The organism is Amycolatopsis sp., from assembly GCF_035276945.1.
Taxonomy (GTDB): Bacteria; Actinomycetota; Actinomycetes; order Mycobacteriales; family Pseudonocardiaceae; genus Amycolatopsis_E.
The window spans coordinates 1-23922 of sequence record NZ_DATELF010000075.1 but is presented as its reverse complement, the minus strand read 5'-3'; the positions used below and the strand labels follow the sequence as shown (position 1 = coordinate 23922).

23 protein-coding genes are annotated in these 23922 nt (G+C 70.0%); 10 read left to right on the top strand and 13 right to left on the bottom strand.

The genetic code is table 11. The annotated features are described in order from the left end of the window. Positions 1-2: 2 nt before the first annotated feature. From VJT49_RS13205 to VJT49_RS13195, 3 genes are read right to left on the bottom strand one after another with little or no spacing between them, the layout of a single operon-like run. Positions 3-1076, bottom strand: a complete 1074-nt coding sequence (locus VJT49_RS13205; RefSeq protein WP_324165071.1) for a glycosyltransferase family 1 protein — start codon at positions 1074-1076, stop codon at positions 3-5. Next, positions 1069-3567 (bottom strand): glycosyltransferase, encoded by a 2499-nt coding sequence (locus VJT49_RS13200; protein ID WP_324165070.1) that lies wholly within the window; start codon positions 3565-3567, stop codon positions 1069-1071. Before VJT49_RS13200 ends, VJT49_RS13205 begins: the two co-directional genes overlap by 8 nt. 31 nt (positions 3568-3598) lie before the next feature. Further along, positions 3599-4516 carry a glycosyltransferase family 2 protein gene (locus VJT49_RS13195; RefSeq protein WP_324165069.1) on the bottom strand — a complete coding sequence of 306 codons (918 nt, stop codon included), beginning with the start codon at positions 4514-4516 and terminating at the stop codon, positions 3599-3601. Between the two features lie 19 nt (positions 4517-4535). Between VJT49_RS13195 and VJT49_RS13190 the strand changes: the two genes are divergently transcribed. The 3 genes from VJT49_RS13190 (at position 4536) to VJT49_RS13180 (ending at position 8028) form a co-directional block, all read left to right on the top strand. Continuing rightward, complete coding sequence (locus VJT49_RS13190; protein WP_324165108.1) at positions 4536-5582, top strand: glycosyltransferase family 1 protein; 1047 nt, start codon at positions 4536-4538, stop codon at positions 5580-5582. A gap of 42 nt (positions 5583-5624) precedes the next feature. After that, positions 5625-6773 (top strand): glycosyltransferase family 1 protein, encoded by a 1149-nt coding sequence (locus tag VJT49_RS13185; RefSeq protein ID WP_324165068.1) that lies wholly within the window; start codon positions 5625-5627, stop codon positions 6771-6773. Between the two features lie 391 nt (positions 6774-7164). After that, complete coding sequence (locus VJT49_RS13180; RefSeq protein WP_324165067.1) at positions 7165-8028, top strand: glycosyltransferase family 2 protein; 864 nt, start codon at positions 7165-7167, stop codon at positions 8026-8028. Positions 8029-8033: 5 nt separating this feature from the next. On the opposite strand, the gene VJT49_RS13175 is transcribed toward VJT49_RS13180, so the two are convergent. Then, positions 8034-8390 (bottom strand): hypothetical protein, encoded by a 357-nt coding sequence (locus VJT49_RS13175; RefSeq protein ID WP_324165066.1) that lies wholly within the window; start codon positions 8388-8390, stop codon positions 8034-8036. A gap of 136 nt (positions 8391-8526) precedes the next feature. After that, a complete protein-coding gene (locus VJT49_RS13170; RefSeq protein ID WP_324165065.1) occupies positions 8527-9645 on the bottom strand; it encodes a mannose-1-phosphate guanylyltransferase in 1119 nt (372 codons plus the stop codon). A 70-nt stretch (positions 9646-9715) separates the two neighbouring features. Here VJT49_RS13170 and VJT49_RS13165 point away from each other — a divergent pair, with 70 nt between their 5' ends. Beyond that, positions 9716-10609 (top strand): DNA-3-methyladenine glycosylase 2 family protein, encoded by an 894-nt coding sequence (locus VJT49_RS13165; protein ID WP_324165064.1) that lies wholly within the window; start codon positions 9716-9718, stop codon positions 10607-10609. A 969-nt stretch (positions 10610-11578) separates the two neighbouring features. Here the strand turns inward: VJT49_RS13165 and VJT49_RS13160 are convergent. From VJT49_RS13160 to VJT49_RS13145, 4 genes are read right to left on the bottom strand one after another with little or no spacing between them, the layout of a single operon-like run. After that, positions 11579-12133: an NUDIX hydrolase gene (locus VJT49_RS13160; protein ID WP_324165063.1), complete on the bottom strand. Its 555-nt coding sequence runs from the start codon at positions 12131-12133 to the stop codon at positions 11579-11581. Then, positions 12130-13473 (bottom strand): coenzyme F420-0:L-glutamate ligase, encoded by a 1344-nt coding sequence (locus tag VJT49_RS13155; protein ID WP_324165062.1) that lies wholly within the window; start codon positions 13471-13473, stop codon positions 12130-12132. The genes VJT49_RS13160 and VJT49_RS13155 overlap by 4 nt, the downstream gene beginning before the upstream one ends. Next, positions 13463-14458, bottom strand: coding sequence for a 2-phospho-L-lactate transferase (cofD, locus tag VJT49_RS13150; RefSeq protein WP_324165061.1), 996 nt, complete (start codon positions 14456-14458; stop codon positions 13463-13465). Before cofD ends, VJT49_RS13155 begins: the two co-directional genes overlap by 11 nt. Beyond that, on the bottom strand, positions 14455-15348 hold the full coding sequence (locus VJT49_RS13145) for a GNAT family N-acetyltransferase (protein ID WP_324165060.1): 894 nt from the start codon (positions 15346-15348) through the stop codon (positions 14455-14457). The genes cofD and VJT49_RS13145 overlap by 4 nt, the downstream gene beginning before the upstream one ends. A 119-nt stretch (positions 15349-15467) precedes the next feature. Between VJT49_RS13145 and fdxA the strand changes: the two genes are divergently transcribed. Both fdxA and dapC read left to right on the top strand, forming a co-directional pair. Next, on the top strand, positions 15468-15788 hold the full coding sequence (fdxA, locus tag VJT49_RS13140; protein ID WP_324165059.1) for a ferredoxin: 321 nt from the start codon (positions 15468-15470) through the stop codon (positions 15786-15788). After that, positions 15785-16870, top strand: a complete 1086-nt coding sequence (dapC, locus tag VJT49_RS13135; protein ID WP_324165058.1) for a succinyldiaminopimelate transaminase — start codon at positions 15785-15787, stop codon at positions 16868-16870. The genes fdxA and dapC overlap by 4 nt, the downstream gene beginning before the upstream one ends. A gap of 182 nt (positions 16871-17052) precedes the next feature. Here dapC and VJT49_RS13130 read toward each other — a convergent pair whose 3' ends face one another. Further along, positions 17053-17661 carry a TetR/AcrR family transcriptional regulator gene (locus tag VJT49_RS13130; RefSeq protein WP_324165057.1) on the bottom strand — a complete coding sequence of 203 codons (609 nt, stop codon included), beginning with the start codon at positions 17659-17661 and terminating at the stop codon, positions 17053-17055. A gap of 30 nt (positions 17662-17691) precedes the next feature. Here VJT49_RS13130 and VJT49_RS13125 point away from each other — a divergent pair, with 30 nt between their 5' ends. After that, the gene (locus VJT49_RS13125) at positions 17692-19056 is read left to right on the top strand and encodes an FAD-dependent monooxygenase (protein WP_324165107.1); all 1365 of its coding nucleotides are present in this window, start codon (positions 17692-17694) and stop codon (positions 19054-19056) included. On the opposite strand, the gene VJT49_RS13120 is transcribed toward VJT49_RS13125, so the two are convergent. From VJT49_RS13120 to VJT49_RS13110, 3 genes are read right to left on the bottom strand one after another with little or no spacing between them, the layout of a single operon-like run. After that, positions 18986-20014, bottom strand: a complete 1029-nt coding sequence (locus VJT49_RS13120; protein ID WP_414635936.1) for a CHAD domain-containing protein — start codon at positions 20012-20014, stop codon at positions 18986-18988. The two genes, VJT49_RS13125 and VJT49_RS13120, sit on opposite strands and share 71 nt — an antisense overlap. Positions 20015-20057: 43 nt before the next feature. Then, a complete protein-coding gene (dapD, locus tag VJT49_RS13115; RefSeq protein ID WP_324165056.1) occupies positions 20058-21038 on the bottom strand; it encodes a 2,3,4,5-tetrahydropyridine-2,6-dicarboxylate N-succinyltransferase in 981 nt (326 codons plus the stop codon). A 23-nt stretch (positions 21039-21061) separates the two neighbouring features. Further along, positions 21062-21478, bottom strand: coding sequence for a hypothetical protein (locus VJT49_RS13110; RefSeq protein WP_324165055.1), 417 nt, complete (start codon positions 21476-21478; stop codon positions 21062-21064). Between the two features lie 37 nt (positions 21479-21515). Here VJT49_RS13110 and dapE point away from each other — a divergent pair, with 37 nt between their 5' ends. The 3 genes from dapE to VJT49_RS13095 are packed head-to-tail and all read left to right on the top strand — an operon-like array spanning position 21516 to position 23750. Beyond that, positions 21516-22577, top strand: a complete 1062-nt coding sequence (gene dapE / locus VJT49_RS13105; protein ID WP_324165054.1) for a succinyl-diaminopimelate desuccinylase — start codon at positions 21516-21518, stop codon at positions 22575-22577. Then, on the top strand, positions 22574-22918 hold the full coding sequence (locus tag VJT49_RS13100; RefSeq protein WP_324165053.1) for a hypothetical protein: 345 nt from the start codon (positions 22574-22576) through the stop codon (positions 22916-22918). Before dapE ends, VJT49_RS13100 begins: the two co-directional genes overlap by 4 nt. A 58-nt stretch (positions 22919-22976) precedes the next feature. After that, positions 22977-23750 carry a TIGR00730 family Rossman fold protein gene (locus tag VJT49_RS13095; RefSeq protein ID WP_324165052.1) on the top strand — a complete coding sequence of 258 codons (774 nt, stop codon included), beginning with the start codon at positions 22977-22979 and terminating at the stop codon, positions 23748-23750. The last annotated feature ends 172 nt before the right edge of the window (positions 23751-23922 follow it).

Below are 23922 nucleotides of genomic sequence, written 5' to 3'. Positions count from 1 at the left end.
GTTCAGGAGGCCAGGGCGTTGCGGTAGGCGGTCAGGGTGGCGGTGGCGCAGCGGCGCCAGGTGAAGGTGCCGGCATGGGCGCGGCGGGCGATGGAGGTTTCCGGCAGCCGGGGTTCGGAGACCGCGGCACGCAGGGCATCGGCCAGCGCGTCCACGTCGGTGTACGGCACGAGGTGCGTGTAGCCACCGGAAATCTCGCGAAGCGCTGGAATATCGGTGCAGACTACCGGCACATCGCACGCCAGGGCTTCGAGTACGGGCAGGCCGAAACCCTCGTCGCGAGAAGGAAGCACGAGCGCCGACGCCCCCGCGACCACCTGGCGTAAGTCCACATCGGACAGATAACCGACGTGCCGGGCACGGTCCGTGGCCACGAAGGAGCCCGGCCCGGAGAACACCAGCGGTGGCAGGTCCGGCGAGGTGCCGTGCGCCTTGACGAGCCAGTCAAGTCCCTTGCGCGGCCCCGAAGCGCCGACGAAGAGCAGGTATTCCGGCGGCAGTCGCAGCCGTTCGCGCAGACCCTCGTCCGGCCCCCGGCCGGTGAACCAGGCCGCGTCCACACCCAGCGGGGTCACCACGATCTTCTCCCGTGGAACGTCCAAACGGGACGCCACGGCATCCGCGACGGCGGCGGTCGGGGTGCAGACCGACCGGGCACGGGCCGCGCCCCGGCGGACGAGCTGGGGCAGGTCGTGGTCACTGGGCGCGAGTTCTTCCGGGGCGTCGAGGAAGGCCAAATCGTGGATGGTGAGCACGCCGGCCGCGCGCAGGGTTCCGGGCAGCACGAAGTTGGTGCCGTGCACGACATCGGCACGCCCGGCGAACAGTTCCACCGGCGGGAACGACGAGCGGAGCCAGGTCTTCCGTAGCAGCCGCGCCGAAACTGGCATTCCGCGGGCATGCGCGCCGTGCGGCAGCACGTGCCGCAGCCGCCGCCAGCCCCGGAGCGTGAACGCGACCGCGCGCATGTCCACATCGGACATTGACGCCAGTTCCTCGGCCAGTGAGGCGGTGTACCGGCCGATGCCTGTCCGGTTGCCGAGCAGCGGGGTGCCGTCCAGCAGGACTCTAACCACGTCGCAGCGCCACTTTCTTCATGCGCCCCGCCACCCGCCGCACCAGTTCCCTAGGCCCGCCATCACTGAGGTACTCCCTCACCAGGGCGAGGTCGCGGCGGACGAGTTCGCGGCCGCGGACCGGCTCGGACACCACGAGACCGGCCGATCCGGGCAGGCGGTCGGCGGCGGGCCGCGGGTCGCGGCAGAACTCGACGAGTGGGGTGAGCGCTCGGGGCCAGGCGAACCGCGGGGCCACCGAGGAGATGCGCTCCTTGCATCCGGCGGCGAAATCGGTGTCGTAGAGCGCCCGGTCCAATGCCTCGGCGAGAGCGTCCGGGTCCTCGGCCGGCACGACCACGCCCAAGCGCTCCTGCCGGACGAGGTCGGCGAAGGCGTCTCCGTCCGTGGTGACGATCGGCAGCCCGGACCACAGGTAGTCGAGCACCCTGGTGCGGAACGCGAACGTCGTTTCCACGTGTGCGAAATGGGTGGTCACGCCGCAGTCGGCGTCGAGCAACCAGTTCTGCCGTTCTCCGTAGGGCACCCACTGTTCGTTGAAGAACACATGTTTGCCGGTCAGCCCGAGCTGGTCGGCGAGCCGGATCGTGCGGGCGCCGATGTCCATCTCGGCGACCTCCGGATTGGGATGGCGCATGCCGAGGAACACCAGCCGTACGTCCACGCGAGTGTTCCGCAGCCGGTCGATGGCCCGCACCAGGGTGAGCGGGTCGAACCAGCTGTAGACGCCGCCGGCCCACAGCACCACGTGATCGCTTTCGTTGAGTCCGAGTGCCTGCCGCAGACCGGCTCCCGTGCGCACCGGAGGTTCCGGCGACAGTCCAAAAGGGACGACCGCGAGCAGTGAACGGGTGGTGGGATCGGCGTCGTAGAGCCGGGGGGAGAGGCGGCCGAGCGCGGCCAGGTGCCCGAGCCAGAACAGCCGCTGCCGCTCGGAGGCGCAGAGGAAGAAGTCACCGCGCTCCAGTTGCGCGTCCAGCACCTTCGTCACCCCGGCGAGGTCGGCCGCGCGCCTGTCGTCCGGCGCGCTCTTGCCCTGTTCGAGAAGTTCGAGGTGCATCGGGTCGTAGAGGTCGCAGACCACGATCTTGTGTGAGGACTTCAGCTGTGGTGCCATTTCCAGCACGTGACCCTGGAGGATCACGATGTCCGCCCACGCGATCGGCTCGGCCAGCTCATGCTTGCGGGCGGCGCCCACCGCGAACGGCGCGGGGGGCGGTACGGCCAGCGGATTGACCGTGACGAGGCGGACGTCGTGTTCGGTGGCGAGGACGGTGGCGATGTTCCACGCGCGGATAGCCGGCCCGGCCATCCGTTCGGTGATCGCGTCCCCGGTCAGCACCAGGATCTTCCGGCGCTGCCCGAACACTTTTTCGATGCCGAACGCCTCGACGAGGACCTCGTGTGCCGCGAGGTATCGCGGCAATGGGTAGGCGGGTTCCAAAGCCTTGCGCAGCAAGGGAATCAGGTCGGCATCGGTGCGGACGCGGGCGGCCTGCTCGACCGCACGGGACTCAACCAGCGACGGCAGCAGTTCGACGAACTGATCCACCGCGAGCACGCCCGCCAATGTCGTTCTCGGCACCTCGACCGGGGAGCTGTCGGCCGGTCCGGCGCCATGGGCGAGATCGAGTTGCGTCGCGTCCAGTTCGCCGCGCGCGGTCGCCCGGCGTACGGCCAACGCCAGTGCGGCCGGGAGCACCTTGGCCAGGGTTTCGTCGGAGACGTTCTTGTACAGCGCGGCCAACGCGTTGCGCTCCAGAAGAAACGTCTCGCGGCCGCTGCCAGGACTGTCTACTTCGGACATCGTGGCGTGGTGCCGGTGGTAGGCCACCGACCCGGGCACGTACCGCACCCGCCAGCCGCGCAGGTTCAGTCGCCAACCGAGGTCGACGTCCTCGTAGAACATGAAGAACCGCTCGTCGAACCCGCCGAGTTCGGCGAACACGCCTGAGCGGACGAACATCGCCGAACCGGTGGCGAAAAGCACATCCTTGGCGATCTCGTGGTCGGCCGCGGCAACGTCGGCGAGCGCGCTCCCGGCGTGCCGCTTGTAGCCCATGCCGAACCAGGTCAGGCCCGCGTCCACGAAGTCGACGCCGGTGCCTTCCCAGTCGAGGACCTTGCTCGCCACCGCCGCCACGGTCGGTTCGGCGCGCAACTCTTCGACGGCGGCCCGCACCCAGTCGCGGCCGGGCCTGGCGTCGTTGTTGAGAAAGGCCAGGACAGTGCCGTTGGCGTGCTTCGCGCCCAGGTTGCAACCGCCCGCGAACCCGAGGTTCGCGCCCGCTTCGATCACCCGCACGCCGGGGACGGTTTTGATGCGTGCGACGTCGTTACCGCCTGAGGCGTTGTCGACACACAGGACTTCCACGCGGGGGTAGTCGAGGTCTTCGGTGAGCGCGCGCAGGCAGGTAAGGGTGTCGCCGGCGCCGCGGTAGTTCACCACGATCACCGAGACCAGCGGTAATGGCGTATCCCCCTGAACCAAGTCCGACCTCCTAGCCGTATGGGGTCGCATATTAGTCACAGGCGCGCGCCCAGTTGCGCCAGACGTCATGGCGGCCGACGGTCGAACGGCGGGTGATGCCGCGTCGGGCTCGTAGCGTCGCCGGCAGCCTCAGCAGTATCTCGGCGAGCACACGGCAGCGCAGCCGGACGCGGAAGTTCGGCGCATCCGGAACGTTCTCGCGGAACGGCAGCAGCGCGGTGATCGCCATGAACCTCGCTGTCTCGCGAAGAGCGATCGCGGCGGGAGCGCAACGCATCAGCATGAGCAGGCGGTTTCGTTCGTTCCACCGATGAAAGGCCGGTGAACCAGGTCGCGAACTCGCGCCGTGGAGGTGGGTGACCCGCGCGTCCGGTACGGCGACGAGATCGTGCCCCGCCAGCCGAAGCCGCCAGGAGGTGTCCGTGTCCTCGTAATAACAGAAGAAGTCCGCCGGGATTCCCCCGATTTCGCGCAGAACGTCGGTCCGCAGCAGGACCGCGCCACCGCAGAAACCGAATGCGGGTAACCGCGTCGTGTCGGCGCCATGGCCGTCGGGAGTCAGCCGGACACCGAGGGACTGCACGCCGCCTTCGGCGTCCTCCAGCCGCGAACCCGCCGCCGCGGCGGGACCGAGCGCGTCCTCCAGCCGGGTAAGCCAGTCCGGGCTGGGGACCGCGTCGTCGTTGAGCCAGGCCATCAGCGGGGTCTCGACAACGCGGAGTGCCGCGTCGATCGCACCGGCATAGCCGAGATTTCGAGGTAACCGCAGCACCTCCGGTTTCGCCGGGTGCTCCGCGATCAGCCGCGCGGTGCCGTCGTCGGACGCGTTGTCCACCACAAGTGTCCGATGTGGACGCTCCTGGGCGGCCAGCGCGTCGAGGCAGGCCGTGATGTGCGCCACGCCTCGCCACGTCACCACCACGACCGTCGTGCGTGCGTTCTCCGGCACGGCGAGCAGAATACGGGCCGTGCCGGAACTCGTGGTCGTCGCCGAGCAGTTGCTGGCGCCCGTGCCGGGTGGCACGGGTCGCTACACCGCCGAGTTGCTGCGTGCGCTGGCGGCGACCGCGCCCCCGGGGTGGGCGGTCTCCAGCGTCGTCGCGCGGCATGCCGACGTGGAGAAAGCCCAGGTCGACGGGGTTGAGGGCCCGCGTGTGCTGCCGTTCCCGGCGAGGGCGCTGATCGCCGCGTGGCAGCTCGGCGTCCCCTTCTGGCCGGGCGGCGACGCCGTGCACGCGCCCACTCCACTGGCCCCGCCAAGGCCTGGCCGGCGCACGCTTTCGATCACCGTGCACGACACGGTTCCCTGGACCCATCCCGGCACGCTCACTCCTCGCGGCGTTTCGTGGCATCGCGCCATGATCGGCCGCGCGGCCCGGCGCGCGACCGGGCTGGTGGTGCCGACCCAGGCCGTGGCCGACGAGTTACGGCGACGGGTGGACGTGTCGGTTCCCGTGCAGGTCGCCGGACACGGCGTGACCGAGATGTTCACCGACACGGAACGCGTCTCGATCGATCTGCCGGAGCGGTACGTGCTGGCGGTCGGCACGATCGAGCCGCGTAAGGGCGTGGACATCCTGGTTCGAGCCATGCGGGAGCTCGACGTGCCGCTCGTGCTCGCCGGCCAGCGCGGGTGGGGGCAGGTGGACACGGGAAACGCGCTCGTGCTCGGCCGGTTGCCGGACCGCGAGCTGGCCGCTGTCCTGCGGGGCGCCGCGGTGCTCGCCGCCCCGAGCCTGGCCGAAGGGTTCGGCCTGCCGGTGCTGGAGGCGATGGCGGCCGGGGTGCCGGTCGTGCACTCGGACGCGCCCGCGCTCGTGGAGGTCGCCGGGGGAGCGGGCCTGTGTGTGCCGCGAGGCGACGTGAAAGCGCTGGGGACAGCCTTGCGCACCGTGCTTTCGTCGCCTGGAAAGACCGCTGAGCTGAGGAAATCGGGTCTCGCGCGGGCGTCCGAGTTCTCCTGGACCACCGCGGCGACCGCTGTTTGGACCATTCATGACCCGATGAGTTTGTGAGTTCCCCACCGTTCGCGGTTGGTTCGGTCGTACTCTGCACGGGTGGGAAGAGGCGAACCCAGCGTCTTGATCGACGTTACCGCCGTGCCCGCGGACCGAGGCGGGGTAGGCCGCTACGTGGACTCGCTGGCGCAGGCGCTCGACGCGGACGGCGCGCGAATCACCGTGGTGTGCCAGCCGCGCGACACTGGACTGTACAGCAGGCTGGCGCCGGGGTCACGGATCGTCCCGGCCGCCCAGCCCACGGCGACCAGGACCGCGCGGCTGGCGTGGGAACAGGCCACCCTGCCCAGGCTGGTCCGGCGGCTGGGCATCGACGTGCTCCACTCGCCGCACTACACCATGCCGCTGGCGAATCCCGCCGCGTCGGTGGTGACCCTGCACGACGCGACGTTCTTCACCGACGCTGTGCTGCACTCGTCGGTCAAGGCCCGGTTCTTCCGGGCGTGGACCCTCACCGCCCTGCGCCGCGCCACCCTGTGCGTCGTGCCCAGCCGGGCGACCGCCGCCGAACTGGGCCGCGTGACCAAGGTGCGGCCGCGGGAACTGGAAGTCATCGAGCACGGCGTCGACGTCGAACGCTTTCACCCGCCTTCGCCCGAAGATGTCCAGGCCGCACGTTCCTTGATCGGCGTCGAGAGCGCGCCCTACGTCGCGTTCCTCGGCGCGCTGGAGCCACGGAAGAATGTGCCCGCGCTGATCCGCGGCTTCGTCAAGGCGGTGGAAACCCGGCCGAACCCGCCGGCACTGGTGCTGGCGGGGCAGCCCGGCTGGGACACCCAGGTGGAGAAGGCCCTTGACGCCGCGCCGCTGCGGCTGCGCGTCATCCGGGCCGGCTACCTGCCGTTCGACACCTTGGCCGGGTTCTTGGGCGGGGCGGAACTGGTGGCATACCCGAGCCTCGGGGAAGGGTTCGGGCTGCCGGTGCTGGAGGCCATGGCCTGTGGTGCGTGCGTGCTCACCACGCGGCGGCTGTCGCTGCCTGAGGTGGGCGGGGACGCGGTGGCCTACTGCGGAGTGGGCGCGGGGGACGTCGCCGTCGCCCTGTCCGAACTGCTCGACGACCCGTCGCGCCGGGCCGCGCTGGCCGCCGCCGCGCAACGGCGGGCGAAGGAGTTCTCGTGGGCCACGAGCGCCGAGCGGCACCGGGAGGCCTACGGCCGAGCCTGGTACGCGCACCGGCGTGGGTGAACGTGCGAGGCGCCCCGGTGGGGCCGAGAAGTGAGCCCGTGACGCAGTCCGGACGGTCGTCTCACGGGCTTTGCGCTGTTCAGAGTTCGATGGTCCGGGTGATGAGGTCCAGTCCGCCGGCGCCGGTCGCCTCCGGCCGGTGAGCCGGTTCGATGACGGTGGCACAGAGCAGGTAGCAACCATCTCGCCCGGACTCGTCGACCAACGCGTGTACTGGCGTCGTGGCGATGTTCGTCCTGTCTCGAGACCGAACTCACGTGTTGCGGGAGCCGGACTCGCCTGACGCGGGAGCTGGACTCGGGTGTTGCGGGAGCTGGACTCGCCTGACGCGGGAGCTGGACTCGCGGGGTTTGGCGGGCTGGTCCGTGGGGGGCGGAGCGAATTCGGCACAATGGGCCGGGTGACGCAGCCGACACGCTATGGCGACGGGTTCGCCGTGGTCGTCGTGACCTACTTTCCCGGCGAGGACCTCGAGCGCTTCCTCGACACGCTCGACAAGGCCACCACACGCGACGTGCGGGTGGTGGTCGCGGACAACGATTCCACCGACGACGCGCTCGACAAGGCCGCGCGGCGCAAGAACGTGCGTCTGCTGCGCATCGGGGAGAACCTCGGGTACGGCGCGGGCGCCAACCGCGGGGTCGCCGAGCTGGACGAAAGCTACGGCTGGGTGGTAGTGGCCAACCCGGACCTCGAGTGGGACCCAGGCGCGCTGGACACGCTCCTCGAAGTCGCCCGGCGGTGGCCTCGCGGCGGCGCGTTCGGGCCGCTGATCCGCGAGCCCGACGGCAGCGTCTACCCTTCGGCCCGGCTGCTGCCTTCGCTCGGCCGCGGGATCGGGCACGCGGTGTTCGGCAGGATCTGGCCCGCGAACCCGTGGACCCGCGCCTACCGCCAGGAACGCGCGCCGGTGGAGCGCACGTCGGGCTGGCTTTCCGGGTCCTGCCAGCTGTTCCGGCGGGAGGCGTTCGACTCGGTCGGCGGATTCGATCCGCGGTACTTCATGTATTTCGAGGACGTCGATCTCGGTGACCGGCTCGGCCGCGCGGGCTGGCAGAACGTCTACGCCCCGTCGGCCGCGGTCACCCACATCGGGGGCAAGGCGACTTCCCGGGCGCCCAAGAAGATGCTGGCGGCGCACCACGAGAGCGCTTACCGCTACCTCGCCGACCGCCATCCCGGGCTGGTGTGGAAGCCGGTGCTGGCCGCGATCAAGCTCGGCCTTGCCGTCCGGCTCAGGATCGAAACGCGTTAGGAAAATCACAGACCTTCGAGGCGGCGGGCGAAATCGGAGCGGCCGGCGGACTGCGTGGTGGTCGGGATCAGGCCACCGACCTCTTCCTCGTGTGACTCGGGTTCGCGCACGGCGGGCATGATCATGGTGTCCGGCTTGGGTTCGATGGGCAGTTTGCCCTGGACCGATTCGATCACCGACCTGGGCACCACCGCCGTGGTGTCCGGGTCATCGCCGCGGTCGATCCGCTCGACCACTGATCGGGGGATCTGCTGGGTGTTCGCCACGTCCATGGGGGAGGTCGCATCATCCGGCGTCACGACGAAGGCCCCCCGGGCCCGTGCCCGGGCCAGCAACGCGTCAGCTCGTTCGCGGGGGTCCATGCCCTCGCCCTCCCGATTCCACCGCAGGCCTTTCCAGGCCTGATCGTGTTGTCCAGGGTAGGGCCTACCGGCGCTCGCCGTCAGCAGACCCGCGGAACGGTTTCCTTTTTTCGCCGGCCGTCCGGCTCGGTTCTCCTTAGACGTGCGCTTCGGCGCCACGTTCCCGCAGTAGTTCGATGAGTTTCTTGATGTCCTGGGCGCGATCGCGGCGGCACAGCAGCAAGGCGTCCTCGGTGTCCACCACGATCAGGTCGTGCACGTCCAGCGCCGCGACCACGCGCCCGCGCCGGGGGAGTACGACCAGGCCGTCGCTGTCCAGGCCGACCACCGAAGGCCCCTCGGCGGGCTCCCCGGAGAGATCGACAACGGTCGCTTCGGATTCGTCTGAACCAAGCAGCGTCGCGACCGTCTCGAAATCGCCGATGTCGCTCCAGCCGAAGTCACCCGGGACGGTGCCGACCCGGCCGTCCGCCGCCGCCGGTTCCATCACCGCGTATTCGACGGCGATGCGCGGGACGGTGGGCCAGAGCGTGCCCAGCACCTCAGCGCCCTGCGGGGTGCCCCAGGCGGCGGCGATCTCCTGGATGAGTTTCGCGATGTCCGGCCGGTATTCGGCGAGGCGCGCGAGAAAGACATCGGTGCGCCAGATGAACATGCCCGCGTTCCAGAGGTACTTTCCGGACTCGACGAACTGTTTCGCGACGTCCAGCGGCGGCTTTTCCCGGTATTTCGCCACCTTCTGCACGGTCGACGGCCGCACCTTCTCGCTGCACTGGACGTATCCGTAGCCCGTCTCGGGGCGGGTCGGCATGATGCCGACGGTCATCAGCAGGCCGTCCGACGCGCCCGCGGTGGCCTCCACCACCGTCCGCCGGAACACCTCCTCATCCTGGATCAGGTGGTCGGCGGCGAACGACGCCATCAGCGCGCCGGGGTGACGGCGTTCGATGATCGCCGCGGCGAGCGCGATCGCCGCGCAGGAGTCGCGGGGCGCCGGCTCGACCATGATGTTGTGTTCCGGCAGTTCCGGCAGCTGGCGGGCGACTCCCGCGGCGTGGTCGACCCCGGTGACCACGCAGATCCGTTCGGGCCCGACCAGCGGACGGAGGCGGTCGAAGGTGGCCTGCAGCAACGACCTCGCCGTGCCGGTGAGCGGTTGGAAGAACTTCGGGTGCGCGGCCCTGGACAGCGGCCAGAGCCGGGTTCCGCTTCCGCCTGCCGGCACGACCGCGTACAGGTCATCAGGTGATCGCACTGCGTATCCGTTCCTGGTCGGTTCCCCGTGGCTTGGTAACTCTAGCCAACCGGCGGGTACCGTCACCGGGGTGCGTTACCGACCCGAGTTCCCGCTCGACCTGGGTGCGGTGCTGGCTCCGCACGGCCGCGGCAAGGGCGACCCGTGCCAACGCCGCGAGTCGGGCGTCACCTGGCTGACCGGCAACACCCCCGACGGTCCCGGCACGCTCGCGGTGCGCCGGTTCGCCGACGGTGAGGTCGAGGCGCAGGCGTGGGGACCGGGCGCCGGCCGCCTGCTCGACGGCCTGCCCGCGTTGCTCGGTGCGCGCGACGACGACCGCGGATTCGTCGCGCACCACGAGGTCGTCGCGGACGCGCGGCACCGGATGCCCGGGCTGCGGCTCGGCGCGAGCGGGCGGGTGTGGGATGCGCTGGTGCCCGCGGTGCTGGAGCAGAAGGTGACCGGGTTCGAAGCCCGCCGGTCCTGGCGCGAGCTGTGCCGGTGGTTCGGGGCGAAGGCGCCCGGTCCGGCGCCCGCCGGGTTGCGCGTGCCTCCGTCACCGCGCGCGGTCCTGTCCATTGCGGACTGGGAATGGCACCGGGCCGGGGTCGATCTCCGCCGCAGGCGGGCGCTGATCTTCGCCGCGCAGGTCGCGCACCGGCTGGCGGGCGCGAGCGAACTCGGCGGCGCCGAGGGGCGGTCGTTGCTGCGGAAGGTGCCGGGCATCGGCGGGTGGACCGCGGCCGAGGTGGCGCAGCGGGCGTGGGGTGATCCGGACGCGGTCAGCTTCGGCGACTATCACATTCCCGCGGTCGTCGGCCACGCACTGGTAGGCGAGGCGCTGGACGACGCCGGCCTCGCCGAAGTGCTCGCCCCGTACGCGCCCCAACGGCAGCGGGCCGTCCGCTATCTCCTCGAGGCAGGTTTCCGGCGTCCGCGGTTCGGCCCGCGGTTGCCGGTGCGGGACTACCGCGCGATGTGACGCGCGATGTGACCTGCGGGGAAAAAGAATCGAATTCTGGACCGGTCCACGAGTACGGCCGGTTGCTGGTCCGGTCAGGCCGCTGACATATTCCCGGCGAACCGTCGAAGATGTCTGCGGGGGCCTTTTGTGAGACTTTTCCAGCGCGGCACAACCATCGCTGCCCTCCTTTCCTGTCCGCTGCCGCTTTCCGTGTTCACCCCGTCCGCCATGGCGGTTGGTGCCATCACCGGCAGCTATGTCGCGCTCGGCGACTCCTACACCGCCGGGCCCGGGATTCCCGACGTGGCAGGCAGTTCCGGGCTGTGCGACCGTTCGGGCCACGATTAGCCGGCTTTGGTCGCACAAGCGGTCAGGCCCGCCGCCGTCAAGGACGTGAGTTGTTCCGGTGCGGTCACCGACAACATGACCGGGACGCAATTCCTCCCCATCGCGTGACAATCAGACGCGCTCGACGCGAATACCGGGCTGGTCACCGTCGGCATCGGCGGGAATGACATAGGTTTGATCACCTGCGTGCTGATCCGGGGCAGTAACCCGACCGGCTCACCGGGTAGGGACAACTTCGCCAAGAACGGCACGGACGAACTCGCCGTCAGGTTCGCGCGGACCGCGCCGAAGATCGCCGCGACCCTTCAGGGAATCCATCTGCGTGCCGCGCGGGCACGGGTGTTGATGGTCGTCCACCCGGCGATCGTGCCGGACTCGACGGCGCACTGCGCGCCCGGCAACCCGAATGCGGCCGCGCTCGCCGAAGGCGACGCTCCGTGGCTGAACGCGGAGGAAAGGGCGTTCAAACGGGATGCTCGCGGACCACGCATTCTGGCACGGCACCGAGTTCGTCGACGTCTACACGCCCAGCGTGGGCCACGACGCGTGCCAGGCCCGGGGGTCCGGTGGGTCGAGGGCATCGCGAACATGCGGAACTCGGCCCTGTCCACCCGCACGCGCCCGGCATGCGCAACGACGCTAGGCAGATCCTCGCGAAGCTGGGAGCCGCCGCGCGCTGAGCAGCAACTCGGCCAGGTCGGCGGAGCCGGGCGGCGGCGAGTCCAGCGGCCACCAGCGCAGGTCGTCGGACTCGTCGCTGCGTACCGGCTCCGCGCCGGGCAAGGCGTACACCGCGAACCGGACGTCGAAATGCCGGGTCGGCACGCCGAGCGAGCAGGTGATCGGGTGCACGTCGAGGTGGATCGGCACCGGGTCGACGCGCAGTCCGTCCATTCCGGACTCTTCGGTCGCCTCTCGGAGGGCGGCCCCGGCCAGTGACAGATCGTCCGGCTCGCAGTGCCCGCCGAGCTGAAGCCAGCGACCGACCCTCGGATGGAGAGTCAGCAGCACGTTTTCGCGGTCCGCGTCGAGCAGCGCGGCCGACGCGGTGATGTGGCCGGCCGCGCAGGAACGGGCACACGCGTCGTCCCGCGCCGCGAGGAACCCGAGAAAAGCCTGGCGCAGGGACTCCTGGGCGGCGCTCGACGGCCGCCATCCGTCCAAAGTGGAAATAGCGTCGAGGCGCGGGCTCACCGCTCGAGCAACCCTTCGGTCCGGGGCTCACGCGGGGCGGCCGGGCCGTCCGCGGGATGTCCGATGGCCACCGCGCCCAGCGGTTGCCAGTCCGCCGGCAACTGGAGCAACTCCCGCACCACGTCGGCGGCGAAGATGGTCGAGCCCACCCAGCAGGACCCCAGTCCCTCGGCGGCCAGCGCGACCAGCAGCCCCTGCACCGCCGCGCCACCCGCGACGGTGAACATCGTCCGCTCACAGGCGTTGCGGCGCGGGTCGGGATAGGTGTGCGCGCCGTCCGGCAGGAGGAAGGGCAGCACCAGTTCCGGAGCGTCGAACAGCATGTCGCCGCGGCTGGTCCGCCTGGCGATCTGCTCGTCGGTGAACGCGTCGGCGCGTAGGTCGGCACGCCAGGATTCGCGCATCGCCTCCAGCAGTTTCGTGCGGAGCCCGCGGTCGCGCAGCCAGACGAACCGGACCGGGCGGGTGTGATGCGGCGCCGGGGCCGTCAACGCCGCCCCGACCGAGCGGCGTAGCGCCTCCGGATCCACCGGATCGGCGGTGAAGTGCCGCACGGACCGGCGCACCAGCACGGCCTCGCGACGGCCTTGGGCGATCGCCTCCGCGGTGCCCAGCCGGAACATGTCCTCCTCGACCGGGCGCACCAGCTCGCGGGCGGTCGAGCCGTCGTCCACAAGGGACATTCCGCGGACCACGGCCACCGGCACCGCGCCGACCTTGCCCTTGACCAGGTCGGCGGCCGCGGCCAGTTCGTCGGCCACCGCGATCTCGGTGACCTGCAACTCGTTGCCCTGCTCGTCGTACTGGCCCTGGTAGGAGTGCAGGACCTTGATGCCCGAGGAGCCGATGGCCGCGTCGGTCTGGCCGACCCGCCAGGCCCGGCCCATCGTGTCGGTGACGATCACCGCGACCTCGACGCCGAGCCGTTCTCGCAGGCCGTTGCGCAGCGCGAGCGCCGAGGCGTCGGGATCGGCGGGCAACAGGGCGATCTCGTCGCCCGCCACGTTCGACCCGTCGACTCCGGAGGCCGCCTGCACCACGCCGATCCGGTTCTGCGTGATCATGGTCTTGCCGAACCGGGCGAGCACGTGCACGGCTTCTTCCTCGACCAGCCTGCGCCGTGCCGCGTCGCGTTCCCCGGGGTCCGCGGGCACCCGGACCAGCCGCCCCTCGGCTTTCGACACGATCTTGCTGGTGACCACCACGACATCACCGGAGCGCAGCCAGCGCGCCCCGCCGGCGATCGCCCCGGTGAGGTCGTCGCCGGGGCGGAACTCCGGCAGCCCCTCGACCGGGATGACCTCCAGGCGTCCCGCCGAATGATCGGGTTTACGCAACATCCACTCCGGACAGTTCGAGGGCGGCCATCGCCATCGCGGCGGTGGCGTCCACATCGGACATCAACAGGGGCACCGCGCGCACCGCGACGCCGGGCACGTCCACCGTCTCGCCTTCGGCGACCAGCCAGCCGTCCAGCAGGCCGTTCTCCGACGTCTGCCGCGACCCGTAGTGCCGCCCGACGGCCTCCGCGGAGGTTTCCACCCCGATCGCGGTGAGGCAGGCGTCCGCCATGCCCCGCAGCGCCTTGCCGTTGATGATCGGGGACACCCCGGTCACGCCGGCGGCGGTCTTTCGGAGGGCGTCCCGCACGCCGGGCACGGAGAGCACCGTGCCGACCGACACGACCGGGTTGGACGGCGCGAACAGCACCGCGTCGGCCTCGCCGATCGCGTCGAGCACCTCGGGCGCCGGTTTCGCCTCTTCCGCGCCGACCGGCACGATCGAATGCGCGGGCAGCCCGGCCCGGTACCGCACCCACCACTCCTGGAAGTGCAGCGCCTTCCGCTGGCCGTCGTTCTCCGGGTCGTCCACGACGACGTGCGTCTCCACCCGGTCGTCCGTCATGGGCAGCAGCCGGACGCCCGGTTGCCAGCGCGCGCACAGCGCCTCGGTGATCGCGGACAGCGGGTATCCCGCACGCAGCATCCTGGTGCGGATCAGGTGGGTGGCGATGTCCTTGTCGCCGAGGCCGAACCAGGTGGGCTCGGCGCCATACGCGGCAAGCTCGTCCTTCACCGCCCACGTCTCGTCCTTGTGCCCCCAGCCGCGTTCGGTGTCGATCCCGCCGCCCAGGGTGTACATGCACGTGTCCAGGTCGGGCGCGATCCGCAGGCCGTGCATCCACACGTCGTCGCCGGTGTTCACCACCGCGGTGATCTCGTGCGGGGACTCACCGGGGCCGGTCGGGGGGAGGCCGAGCGCGGCCTTCACGCCGAGCAGGAAGCGGGCGCCACCCACTCCGCCCACAACTACGACAACCTTCACAGCACCCGATCCTTCCACGGCCGCCAGTAGCGGTACCGGTGGTGTTCGCGGAAACCGAGCCGGCGGTAGAGCTCGAGCGCGGGCGCGTTGTCCACGGCCACCTGGAGCACGCAGGCCGCCGCATTCCGTTCGGCCGCCCACGATCCGCACGCCGCCATCAGCGCCGTCGCCAGGCCTCGCCGCCTGAACTCGGGACGCACCGCCAGTCGAGCCACCAGCAGGATGCCGCCCGCCACCGCGGCCCGGACCGCGCCCGCCGTGACACGCCCCACAACGGCGACGCCATACCCGATTTCGCCGGTGGTGAGGACATGCCGCTGTGCGGGGCCGGGCGTCGAGGTGCCGACCGTCAGTTCCCACCACCCGGAAGACGGTTCGGACAGCATCGAGACCGTCCCGTCCGGGGTGTGACGCCCGGATCCCGTCTGGGGGCAAGCCCCCAGACCGTTCAGTACTCCTTCGCTCTGTACTCCTTCGTTCAGTGGGCCTACGAGCACCGAGACGACGTGACCCGGCGCGTGCCCGGTGTCCGGCTTCCAGCCCGCGGCCGCGATCTCGCGCTCGGTCTCGCTGCCCTCGACCACCTGGACCTTTGCCGGAATCCGGTGGGTGTGGGCGAATTCACACACTTTCTCCAGCGCCCGCGCGACCGGCATACCGGGGTCGCCAACGGCCAGTACGCTGTTGGCCCGGCCGGTGAAGCCCCTTCGCGCGGTCCCGTCCCAAGATGGGGTCTGAGGGCTTGCCTCCAGCCGGGGGTCTGGGGGCCGCCCCCCAGACAGCACAACCGGATCGGCCGCCGCCCGCAGCCGCCAGTCCCCGATCTTGTCTTCGCTCACCGGGCGCCAGGCGTCAGCACAGTGAAGTTCCAGGATGTCTGCGGTCCACACGGGTTACATTGTGCGGTAGGCGAGGCAGAATAAGGGTGGCCTTACCAGGGAAGTACCTCCAGGAGCCGCGTAATGTCCGAACCCGTAGCTGGATCTCATTCACACAGCAGGAGAGCGCAGTGACCTACGTGATCGTCGAGCCCTGCGTCGACGTGCTCGACAAGGCGTGCATCGACGAGTGCCCCGTCGACTGCATCTACGAGGGCGACCGGATGCTCTACATCCACCCTGACGAGTGCGTGGACTGCGGCGCCTGCGAGCCGGTCTGTCCCGTGGAAGCCATCTACTACGAGGATGACGTCCCCGAGGACTGGGCCGAGTACACCAAGGCCAACGTCGACTTCTTCGACAAGCTCGGCTCGCCCGGTGGAGCCTCCAAGGTCGGCAAGGTCAGCGACGATCCGCAGTGGATCAAGGACCTCGCCCCGCGCGGCGAATGACCCTGCGGCTTCCCGACTTTCCCTGGGACTCCCTCGCCGAGGCCACGGCGACCGCCCGGGACCACTCGGGCGGTCTGGTGGATCTGTCCGTCGGCACGCCCGTCGACCCGGTGCCCGAGGCCATCCGTGAGGCGCTGGCCTCGGTGTCGGAAATCCCCGGCTACCCCGCCACGCACGGCACCCCCGCCCTGCGCGCCGCCGTCGTGGACGCGTTGCGCAGGCGGCACGGGGTGGTGGGGCTCGAACCGGACGCGGTGCTGCCCACCATCGGGTCGAAGGAACTGGTCGCCTGGCTGCCCCGGTTGCTCGGCGTCGGGCCGGGCGACACGGTGGTCATCCCCGAACTGGCCTACCCGACCTACGAGGTCGGCGCGCTGCTGGCCGGGGCGTCCGTGCTCCGCGCCGATGGCCTGTTCGCGCTCGGCCCGCGGCGGCCCCGGCTGGTATGGCTGAACTCACCGTCCAACCCGACCGGGCGCGTGCTCGGCGTCGAGCACCTGCGCAAGGTGGTCGGCTGGGCGCGCGAGCGCGGCGCTTTCCTCGTCTCCGACGAGTGCTACCTGACGCTCGGCTGGGACGTCGAGCCGGTCTCGATCCTGCACCCTGACGTGTGCGACGGGCGGACGGACGGGTTGCTCGCCGTGCATTCGCTGTCCAAATCGGCCAATCTCGCCAGCTATCGCGCCGGTTTCGTGACCGGTGATCCCGCGCTGGTGGCTCGGTTGCTCGCCGTCCGCAAGCATGCCGGGATGATCGTGCCGAGGCCGGTGCAGGAGGCGATGACCGTCGCGCTGGCCGATGACGCGGCGCTGGCGACGCAACGCGAACGCTATGCGCGCCGCCGCCTCGTGCTGCAGAAAGCCCTGCAGGACAACGGTTTCCAGGTCGACCATTCGGAGGCCGGGCTGTACCTGTGGGCAACCCACGGCGAGGATGCCTGGGAGACGGTGGGTTGGCTCGCCGAACGCGGCATCCTCGTGGCGCCCGGGACCTTCTACGGTCCGACCGGTGGGCGGCATGTCCGGGTCGCGCTGACCGCGACCGACGAGCGCGTCGAGGCGGCGGCCGCACGCCTGGCCTAGGGAACCGCGGCTACCTGTCGGCGCAGGCGCGCCCGAAGATCACCGGGTGAAACCTCGGCGGCGAACGGGGTAGGCGGCCCCCGTTCTCCGCACATGAACACGTTTCGGCTGGTCAGCGGGCTGCCCCAAGATGATCTCCTGGGTATCACCGCAGGTCGGCGGCTCATGTGCGGAATGCCCGGCTAGTAGTCCGTGCCGTTGAGGCCGCGGTAGATGAACCGGGTGAGAGCTTCGATGGCTTCTTCATCGGACAGTTCAGGTCGCAGTTGCGCGAAATTGTCGATCGTCGCGGCCAGCAGCGTCAGGCTGGCTTCCGGCTTCGCGGGCAGATTTCGCACGTAGGCCAGGTGCCCGGCGATGTCGCTCAACTGCTCGCGCGTGAACTGGTTGAGCTTGCGCGCGAACTCCTCGTTGACCAGCGAAGCCTGCCGTAGCGCGAGCATGGTCGCGGCGTTTTCGCGGTAGAAGGTCCAGTAGCCGGCCACGTGGAAGCGGATCGCGGCCGGGTCGGAGAAGTCCGGGTTGTGCCCCTCCGTGCTCGCGGTGGCGTCCCCCGCCTCCGCCAGGTCGGCCAGTAACGCTTCGAGGAGTTCCTCCTTGCCGGAGAAGTGGTTGTAGAACGACCCTGCGGCGCGTCCCGCCTCCGCGGTGATGTCGGTGATCTTGGTGTTCAGGTAGCCCCGTGTGGCGAACAGGCGCTTGGCCGCCTCCATCAGCGCGGTCTCGGTTTCGGCCGCCTTCTCCTTGCGTTTCACGTGCCCTCCTTGACAGCGCACGCTAGCAGCGTTCATGATGAATCAAAATTCACTGAATGGAGATTCATCGTGAACGTGTTGATCGCGGGCGGCGGTCCGACCGGACTGACCCTGGGCATCGATCTCGCCAGACGCGGTGTCGACGTGCGGATTGTCGATAAAGCGACTACGTACTGCGGGGGCTCTCGGGGTGATGGCATCCAGCCGCGAACCCTGGAGGTGTTCGAGGACATCGGCGTACTCGACGCCGTGCTCGCCGCCGGCTCGCCGCAGCCGACCTTCCGGGCCTATGTGGACGGTCGGTTGGTCGCCGAACGGCGGATGTCGGAGTCGCGCGAACCGACCCCCGCCGTGCCCTACCCGAACCCGTGGGTGCTGGGCCAGGCGCGGACCGAGGGAATCCTGCGGGAACGGCTGGCCGAGTTCGGCGTGCGCGTCGAACTCGGGACCGAGTTGATCGGCTTGTCGCAGAACGACGACGGTGTGACGGTGACGCTGTCCACCGGTGAGACCTCACGATTCGACTACCTCGTGGGGGCCGACGGCGGGGGCAGCTTCGTACGGAAGGCACTCGGCGTCGCGTTCGAGGGCACGACGGACGAGTCCATCAGGATGCTGCTCGGTGACGTGCGCGCCAAGGGCCTCGATCCCGCCTACGGCTACTGGTTCGCCCGTGCTTCCGACCCCATGTCGGGCACCATGCTGAGCCCGCTGCCGGGCACCGGGCTGTTCCAGTTCGGCACGCCGCTGGTGAACGGCCACGACGCGTCTCTGGCGACCCTCCAGGGGAATCTGGACGCGTTGTCGGCCGGTGTCCGGCTGACCGAGTTGACCTGGTCGACGGTCTGGCGGCCGAACGTGCGGCTCGCCCGGCGATTCCGGGTGGGGCGGGTGTTCCTGGCCGGGGACGCCGCCCACGTGCATCCGCCGACCGGCGGTCAGGGGCTCAACACCGGGGTCCAGGACGCCTACAACCTGGGCTGGAAGCTGGCGTCGCAGTCCGATTTGGACACCTACGAGACCGAGCGGCGGGAGGTCGCGGCTCGGGTGCTCGGCGTGAGTTCCACGTTGCTGCGCAAGCACACCGAGGGCGACGCCGAAGCGCACCAGCGCGGCGAGGAGACCTTCGGGCTCGACATCAGCTACCGCTCGCCGTCGGCCTCGGGCGAACTCGTCCCGGGAGACCGCGCGCCGGACGCGCCGGTCGTGGACGCGAACGGGAAGCCGATCCGGCTGTTCGACCTGTTCCGCGGCCCGCACTTCACTCACCTCGCCTTTGGCGAGCCCGCCCCCGCTGAGCCGCACGCCTACGCCGTGCTACGTCCCGGTGCGCGGGTTGCCGGTCCGTTCGTCGTCGATGTCAACGGTCACGCCTTCGCCGCGTACGAGGGTACGAGCGTCCTCGTCCGCCCCGATGGCTACCTGCGTTAGGGAGGATCTGGCTGGCGAGGGTGTCGATGGTGGCCACCGCGGTGGGCCAGGTGGCGCGGGCCTCGGTGCGACGGGTCAGCTCGTGCTCCACGATGCGTCCGGCGACGAAGCCGACCGGCAATTCCTCCGAGACGGTGGCCAGTTCGCGGACCCGTTCGGCGGCCACCACGGCGTCCTGGTGGTCGCCGAGTACGTCCTGCAGCCGCTTCGTGGCCTTGACCAGCGACCGCAGCCGTTCCGCCTGCTTCTTCCTCGCGGCGCCCGTGGCCATTTCCGCGGCGTATCGCAAGCGCTTGCCGTAGATGCGCAGCGCATGCAGTTCGTCATCGGGTGGGTCCTCCGGCAGGGCCGCGACCGCCTTGGTGAGCTTGCGGTACGGCTTGCGCAGCGCGTCCACCGGATCGAGGGGGACGCCGTCCGAGGTGCCGGAGATCTCGGCGGTCCGGGACAGGTCGGCGATCGTCTCCAGCAGCGTGGTGTACCGCCGGCTGCCCAGGGCCCGGTTCATCCGGCGCCTCGCCTTGGCGCGCTCGGCCGCGAAGATCGCGATCAGGCGGTCCGCGGCCTCGCGGTCGTCCGAATCGAAGCTTTCGGTGACCCCACGCAGATGCCCGATGAGCACGTCGAAGTCGCGTACGTCGCCGAGTGCCCCGCCCAGCCACTTCAGCTCCATGCGGACATGTTCGACCGCCGGACCGCCGGACAGCTTCAGCACACTGCGCATCCGGCGGACCGCCACGCGCATCTGGTGCAGGTCCTCCGGGTCCGTCCCCGACCGGGTCCCCTGCTCGTAGGCCAGCAGCGCGCGCGACTGGGCGTCGAGTTTCGCGCGGAGGTGGGTTGTGGGGGAGTCCTTGGGACCCGCGACCACGGCCTCGCCGGGCAAGCCGAGCTCATCGGGCGTCCGGGGACGCCGGGACACCGACCCATTCACTCGGGGCAACGTTTCGACGGTCACCGGGTAAATGATAGGTGAACTTTTCCGTCCTGAACTCCCCTGATCAGTCGTTGGCGTGCAGCGCGGCGTTGAGTTCGATGCCCGAACCCGTCCGCGGAACGACTTCCACGGCGCCGGTGGCCGAGTTGCGCCGGAACAGGGCGCCCGAGATACCGGACAGTTCGCGCGCCTTGACCGACCGGCCGTCCACGAGCACCTTCGTCCCGGCCGTGATGTAGAGACCCGCTTCGACCACGGAGTCGTCGCCCAGCGAGATGCCGACGCCGCCGTTGGCGCCGATCAGGCAGCGCTGGCCCAGTGAGATGACCTCCTTGCCACCCCCGGAGAGGGTGCCCATGATCGACGCGCCGCCCCCGACGTCGCTGCCGTCGCCGACCACCACGCCCGCGGAGATCCGTCCCTCGACCATCGAGGCGCCGAGCGTGCCGGCGTTGTAGTTGACGAACCCCTCGTGCATCACGGTGGTGCCGCTGGCCAGGTACGCGCCGAGCCGGACGCGGTCGGCGTCGCCGATGCGCACGGCCGTGGGCACGACGTAGTCGACCATGCGCGGGAACTTGTCGACGCCGAAAACGGTGACCGGCCCGCGAGTCCTCAGCCGCAGCCGCGTCGCTTCGAAGCCTTCGACCGGGCAGGGGCCGTAGTTGGTCCAGACCACGTTGGGGAGCAGGCCGAAGACGCCGTCCAGATTCTGGCCGTGCGGCCGGACCAGCCGGTGGGAGAGCAGGTGCAGGCGCAGGTACACGTCGTGCGTGTCGGCAGGCGACTCGGCCAGGCTGCCCACGGCGGTGCGGACGGCGACGACCTCGACACCCCGGTCGCTGTCCGGCCCGAGCAGCGAGGCGACGGCGTCACCGAGCGCCTCGACGGCTTGCTCCCGGGAGAGCCGCTCGGTCCCGGAGGCGCCGGCTTCGACCAGCTTGGGGTGCGGGAACCAGGTGTCCAGGACGGTTCCGTCGGTCGTCACGGTCGCCAGCCCGACGCCGTGCGCGCCGGTGGTCTCGGGGTTCGGAGTCTCGGTCACGGCCCTAAGGTAAACGCCGGTCCTCAGCGGCTGGTGACCTGGGTGTCCACCCTCAGCTTGATCTCCCGCAGCGTGTCGGCGATCCGGGACAGGGTCTCCGAGCAGGGATTACCTGGAGTAGGCACGGTGTCGCAGTGGGCCGAACGGTAGTCGTCGATCTCCTTGGCCAGCCCGTCCGCCGACGCGGTGAGGCCGGCCTGCGCCCGCACCATGCCGGCCGTGCTGCTCAACTCGGTGACGTACTTCTGGCAGCCCTTCGGCAACTGCCTGGCGGGCGTGCGATAACACTCGTCGGTGGTCAGCGCGGTGAGCTTGACGGCCAGCGCGTCCGGGCTGGTGGCCTGCCCTCCGCCCCGGGGCGTGGGGCCGGCCTCCTGACCGCCGCAGCCGGCCAGTACGAACGCGAGGGCTCCGATGGCCAAAGTCCTTCGAGTGTGCACCTGACTCACCGTAGTCCTCCCACTAGTCTCCCCAGACATGACCGAACTCGACCTGCGCGCTGACCCGGTGGACATCGCCTGCGCACTCGTGGACATTCCGAGTGTTTCCGGCGAGGAAGGTTTCATCGCCGACGCCGTGCAGGCCGCGCTCACCCGTCTGGGGCACCTCGAAGTCGTGCGCAACGGCGATGCGGTGCTCGCGCGGACCAACCTCGGGCGACCCTCTCGGGTCGTCCTCGCCGGACACCTGGACACCGTCCCGGTGAACCAGAATCTGCCGCTGCGGCGCGACGGTGACGTGCTGCACGGTCTGGGCACCGTCGACATGAAGGGCGGCGACGCGGTGTTCCTGCACCTCGCCGCGACGATCACCCAGCCGAGGCACGACCTCACGTTCGTCTTCTACGACTGCGAGGAGGTCGAAGCCGTCCGTAACGGTCTTGGCCGGATCGAGCGGGAGTTGCCGGACTGGCTGGGCGGGGACCTGGCGATCGTCGGGGAGCCCTCGAACGCCGTGATCGAGGCCGGCTGCCAGGGCACGATGCGCGTCGAACTGCGCCGCACCGGCAAACGCGCCCACACCGCGCGGGCCTGGACGGGCGTGAACGCGATCCACGCGCTTGACGAGCCGCTGCGCAGGCTGACCGAGTACCGGCCGCGCGATGTCGAAATCGACGGGCTGACCTACCGGGAAGGGTTGCAGGCCGTGTCCGTGCGCGGCGGAGTCGCCGGGAACGTCGTGCCCGACGAAGCCGTGCTCGCCGTCAACTTCCGCTTCGCCCCCGACCGCACCCCGGAGCAGGCCGAAGAGCACGTGCGGCAGGTCTTCGGCGGCCTCGATCTGTCCGTTGTGGACTCCTCGGCCGGTGCGCTGCCCGGCCTTTCCGCGCCCGCCGCGGCCGAACTGGTCCAAGCCGCGGGCGGGAAGGTGGCGGCGAAGCTTGGCTGGACCGACGTAGCGAGGTTCGCCGCGCTCGGCATGCCCGCCGTGAACTTCGGCCCCGGTGACCCGACGCTCGCGCACACCCGCGAAGAACACGTGTCGGCCACGGAAATCCGGCAGGTCGCCCACGTGCTGCGCGACTTCCTCGCCAAATGAACGGGACTCCTCGCGCGCTGGGGGCGGACGTACCCGGGCGCCACCGATTTCTGGGACGGCAACTGGTTGTCCAGCCCGGTGAAGGTGGTGGCCGTTGGCCGAACGGGGCAAGTCCCGGCCGGGTTGACGAGTTACGGTACTTCCGCACCGTGCTGGTCGAGCGGTCGGGCAAGGTCGAGGTCGAGGGAACCGCGATCGATCGTGACGGGAGTGGCGACAGGCTGAACTTCTGGACAACGGATCTCGGCCAGACCCACCTGCCCGCGTTGATCGACTCCCTGGCCGCGATCGAGGAAAGGTTCCCGTCATCGGCAAACCCTGAATACGACTGCGTAGAGTGACGAAGTCACCCGTTCTGGTTACCTTAGTCGCTTCTGCGAAGGCCGCTAAGCTCGCGGGGTGACGGAAGAAGCATTCGAATACCCGGAGCACCCGCGGGAGAAACATCTGGGGCCGGTGGTGCTCAGGGGCAGCCGGCGGGTCGAGGCGACCACCACCGATCAGCGGCTGCTGGACTCGCGCGGCCCATCCGACTGGGTGCACACCGACCCATGGCGGGTGCTGCGCATCCAGGCCGAGTTCGTCGAGGGGTTCGGTGCGCTGGCGGAGGTGCCGCGCGCGGTGACCGTGTTCGGGTCGGCTCGCACGCCGCGGGAACATCCCGAGTACGAGTTGGGCCGGCAACTCGGCGCCGCGCTGGCGAACGCCGGGTTCGCGGCCATCACCGGTGGTGGGCCCGGTTCGATGGAGGCGGTCAACCGCGGCGCGTCCGAAGCCGGCGGGCTGTCCATCGGGCTGGGCATCGAGCTGCCGTTCGAGCAGGGCCTGAACCCGTGGGTGGATCTCGGGGTGAACTTCCGGTACTTCTTCACGCGTAAGACGATGTTCATCAAGTATGCGCAGGCGTTCATCTGCCTGCCCGGCGGTTTCGGCACCCTCGACGAGCTGTTCGAGGCGCTCACGCTGGTACAGACCAAGAAGGTGACGAAGTTCCCGGTCGTCCTCTTTGGACGTTCGTACTGGGGCGGGCTCTACGACTGGGTGAAGAGCACCGTGTTCGCCGAAGGCAAGATCGGTGAGAAGGACATGGCGCTGCTGCATGTGACCGACGACATCGACGACGCGGTGTGCATGGTCCGGGACGCGTACAAGGCATGGGAGGACACTCACTAGTGTTTCGCGCCGGAAATTCGTGAGATATATCGTGCGAGAGAGTCAAGGATCTCCTCCGCGGTCTTCTTCCAGACGAACGGCTTCGGGTCCTCGTTCCACGTCTTGATCCACTCACGGACGTCTTTCTCCAGCGCCGCAACGCTTTTGTGTACGCCGCGACGAAGGAGCTGAT

Coding starts and splice junctions, on each gene's coding strand:
- VJT49_RS13100 (WP_324165053.1), top strand. CDS start 22,574: ATGAACGGGACTCCTCGCGCGCTGGGGGCGGACGTACCCGGGCGCCAC.
- dapE (WP_324165054.1), top strand. CDS start 21,516: ATGACCGAACTCGACCTGCGCGCTGACCCGGTGGACATCGCCTGCGCA.
- dapC (WP_324165058.1), top strand. CDS start 15,785: ATGACCCTGCGGCTTCCCGACTTTCCCTGGGACTCCCTCGCCGAGGCC.
- VJT49_RS13155 (WP_324165062.1), bottom strand. CDS start 13,473: ATGTTGCGTAAACCCGATCATTCGGCGGGACGCCTGGAGGTCATCCCG.
- VJT49_RS13130 (WP_324165057.1), bottom strand. CDS start 17,661: ATGAACGCTGCTAGCGTGCGCTGTCAAGGAGGGCACGTGAAACGCAAG.
- VJT49_RS13175 (WP_324165066.1), bottom strand. CDS start 8,390: ATGGACCCCCGCGAACGAGCTGACGCGTTGCTGGCCCGGGCACGGGCC.
- VJT49_RS13180 (WP_324165067.1), top strand. CDS start 7,165: ATGGGCCGGGTGACGCAGCCGACACGCTATGGCGACGGGTTCGCCGTG.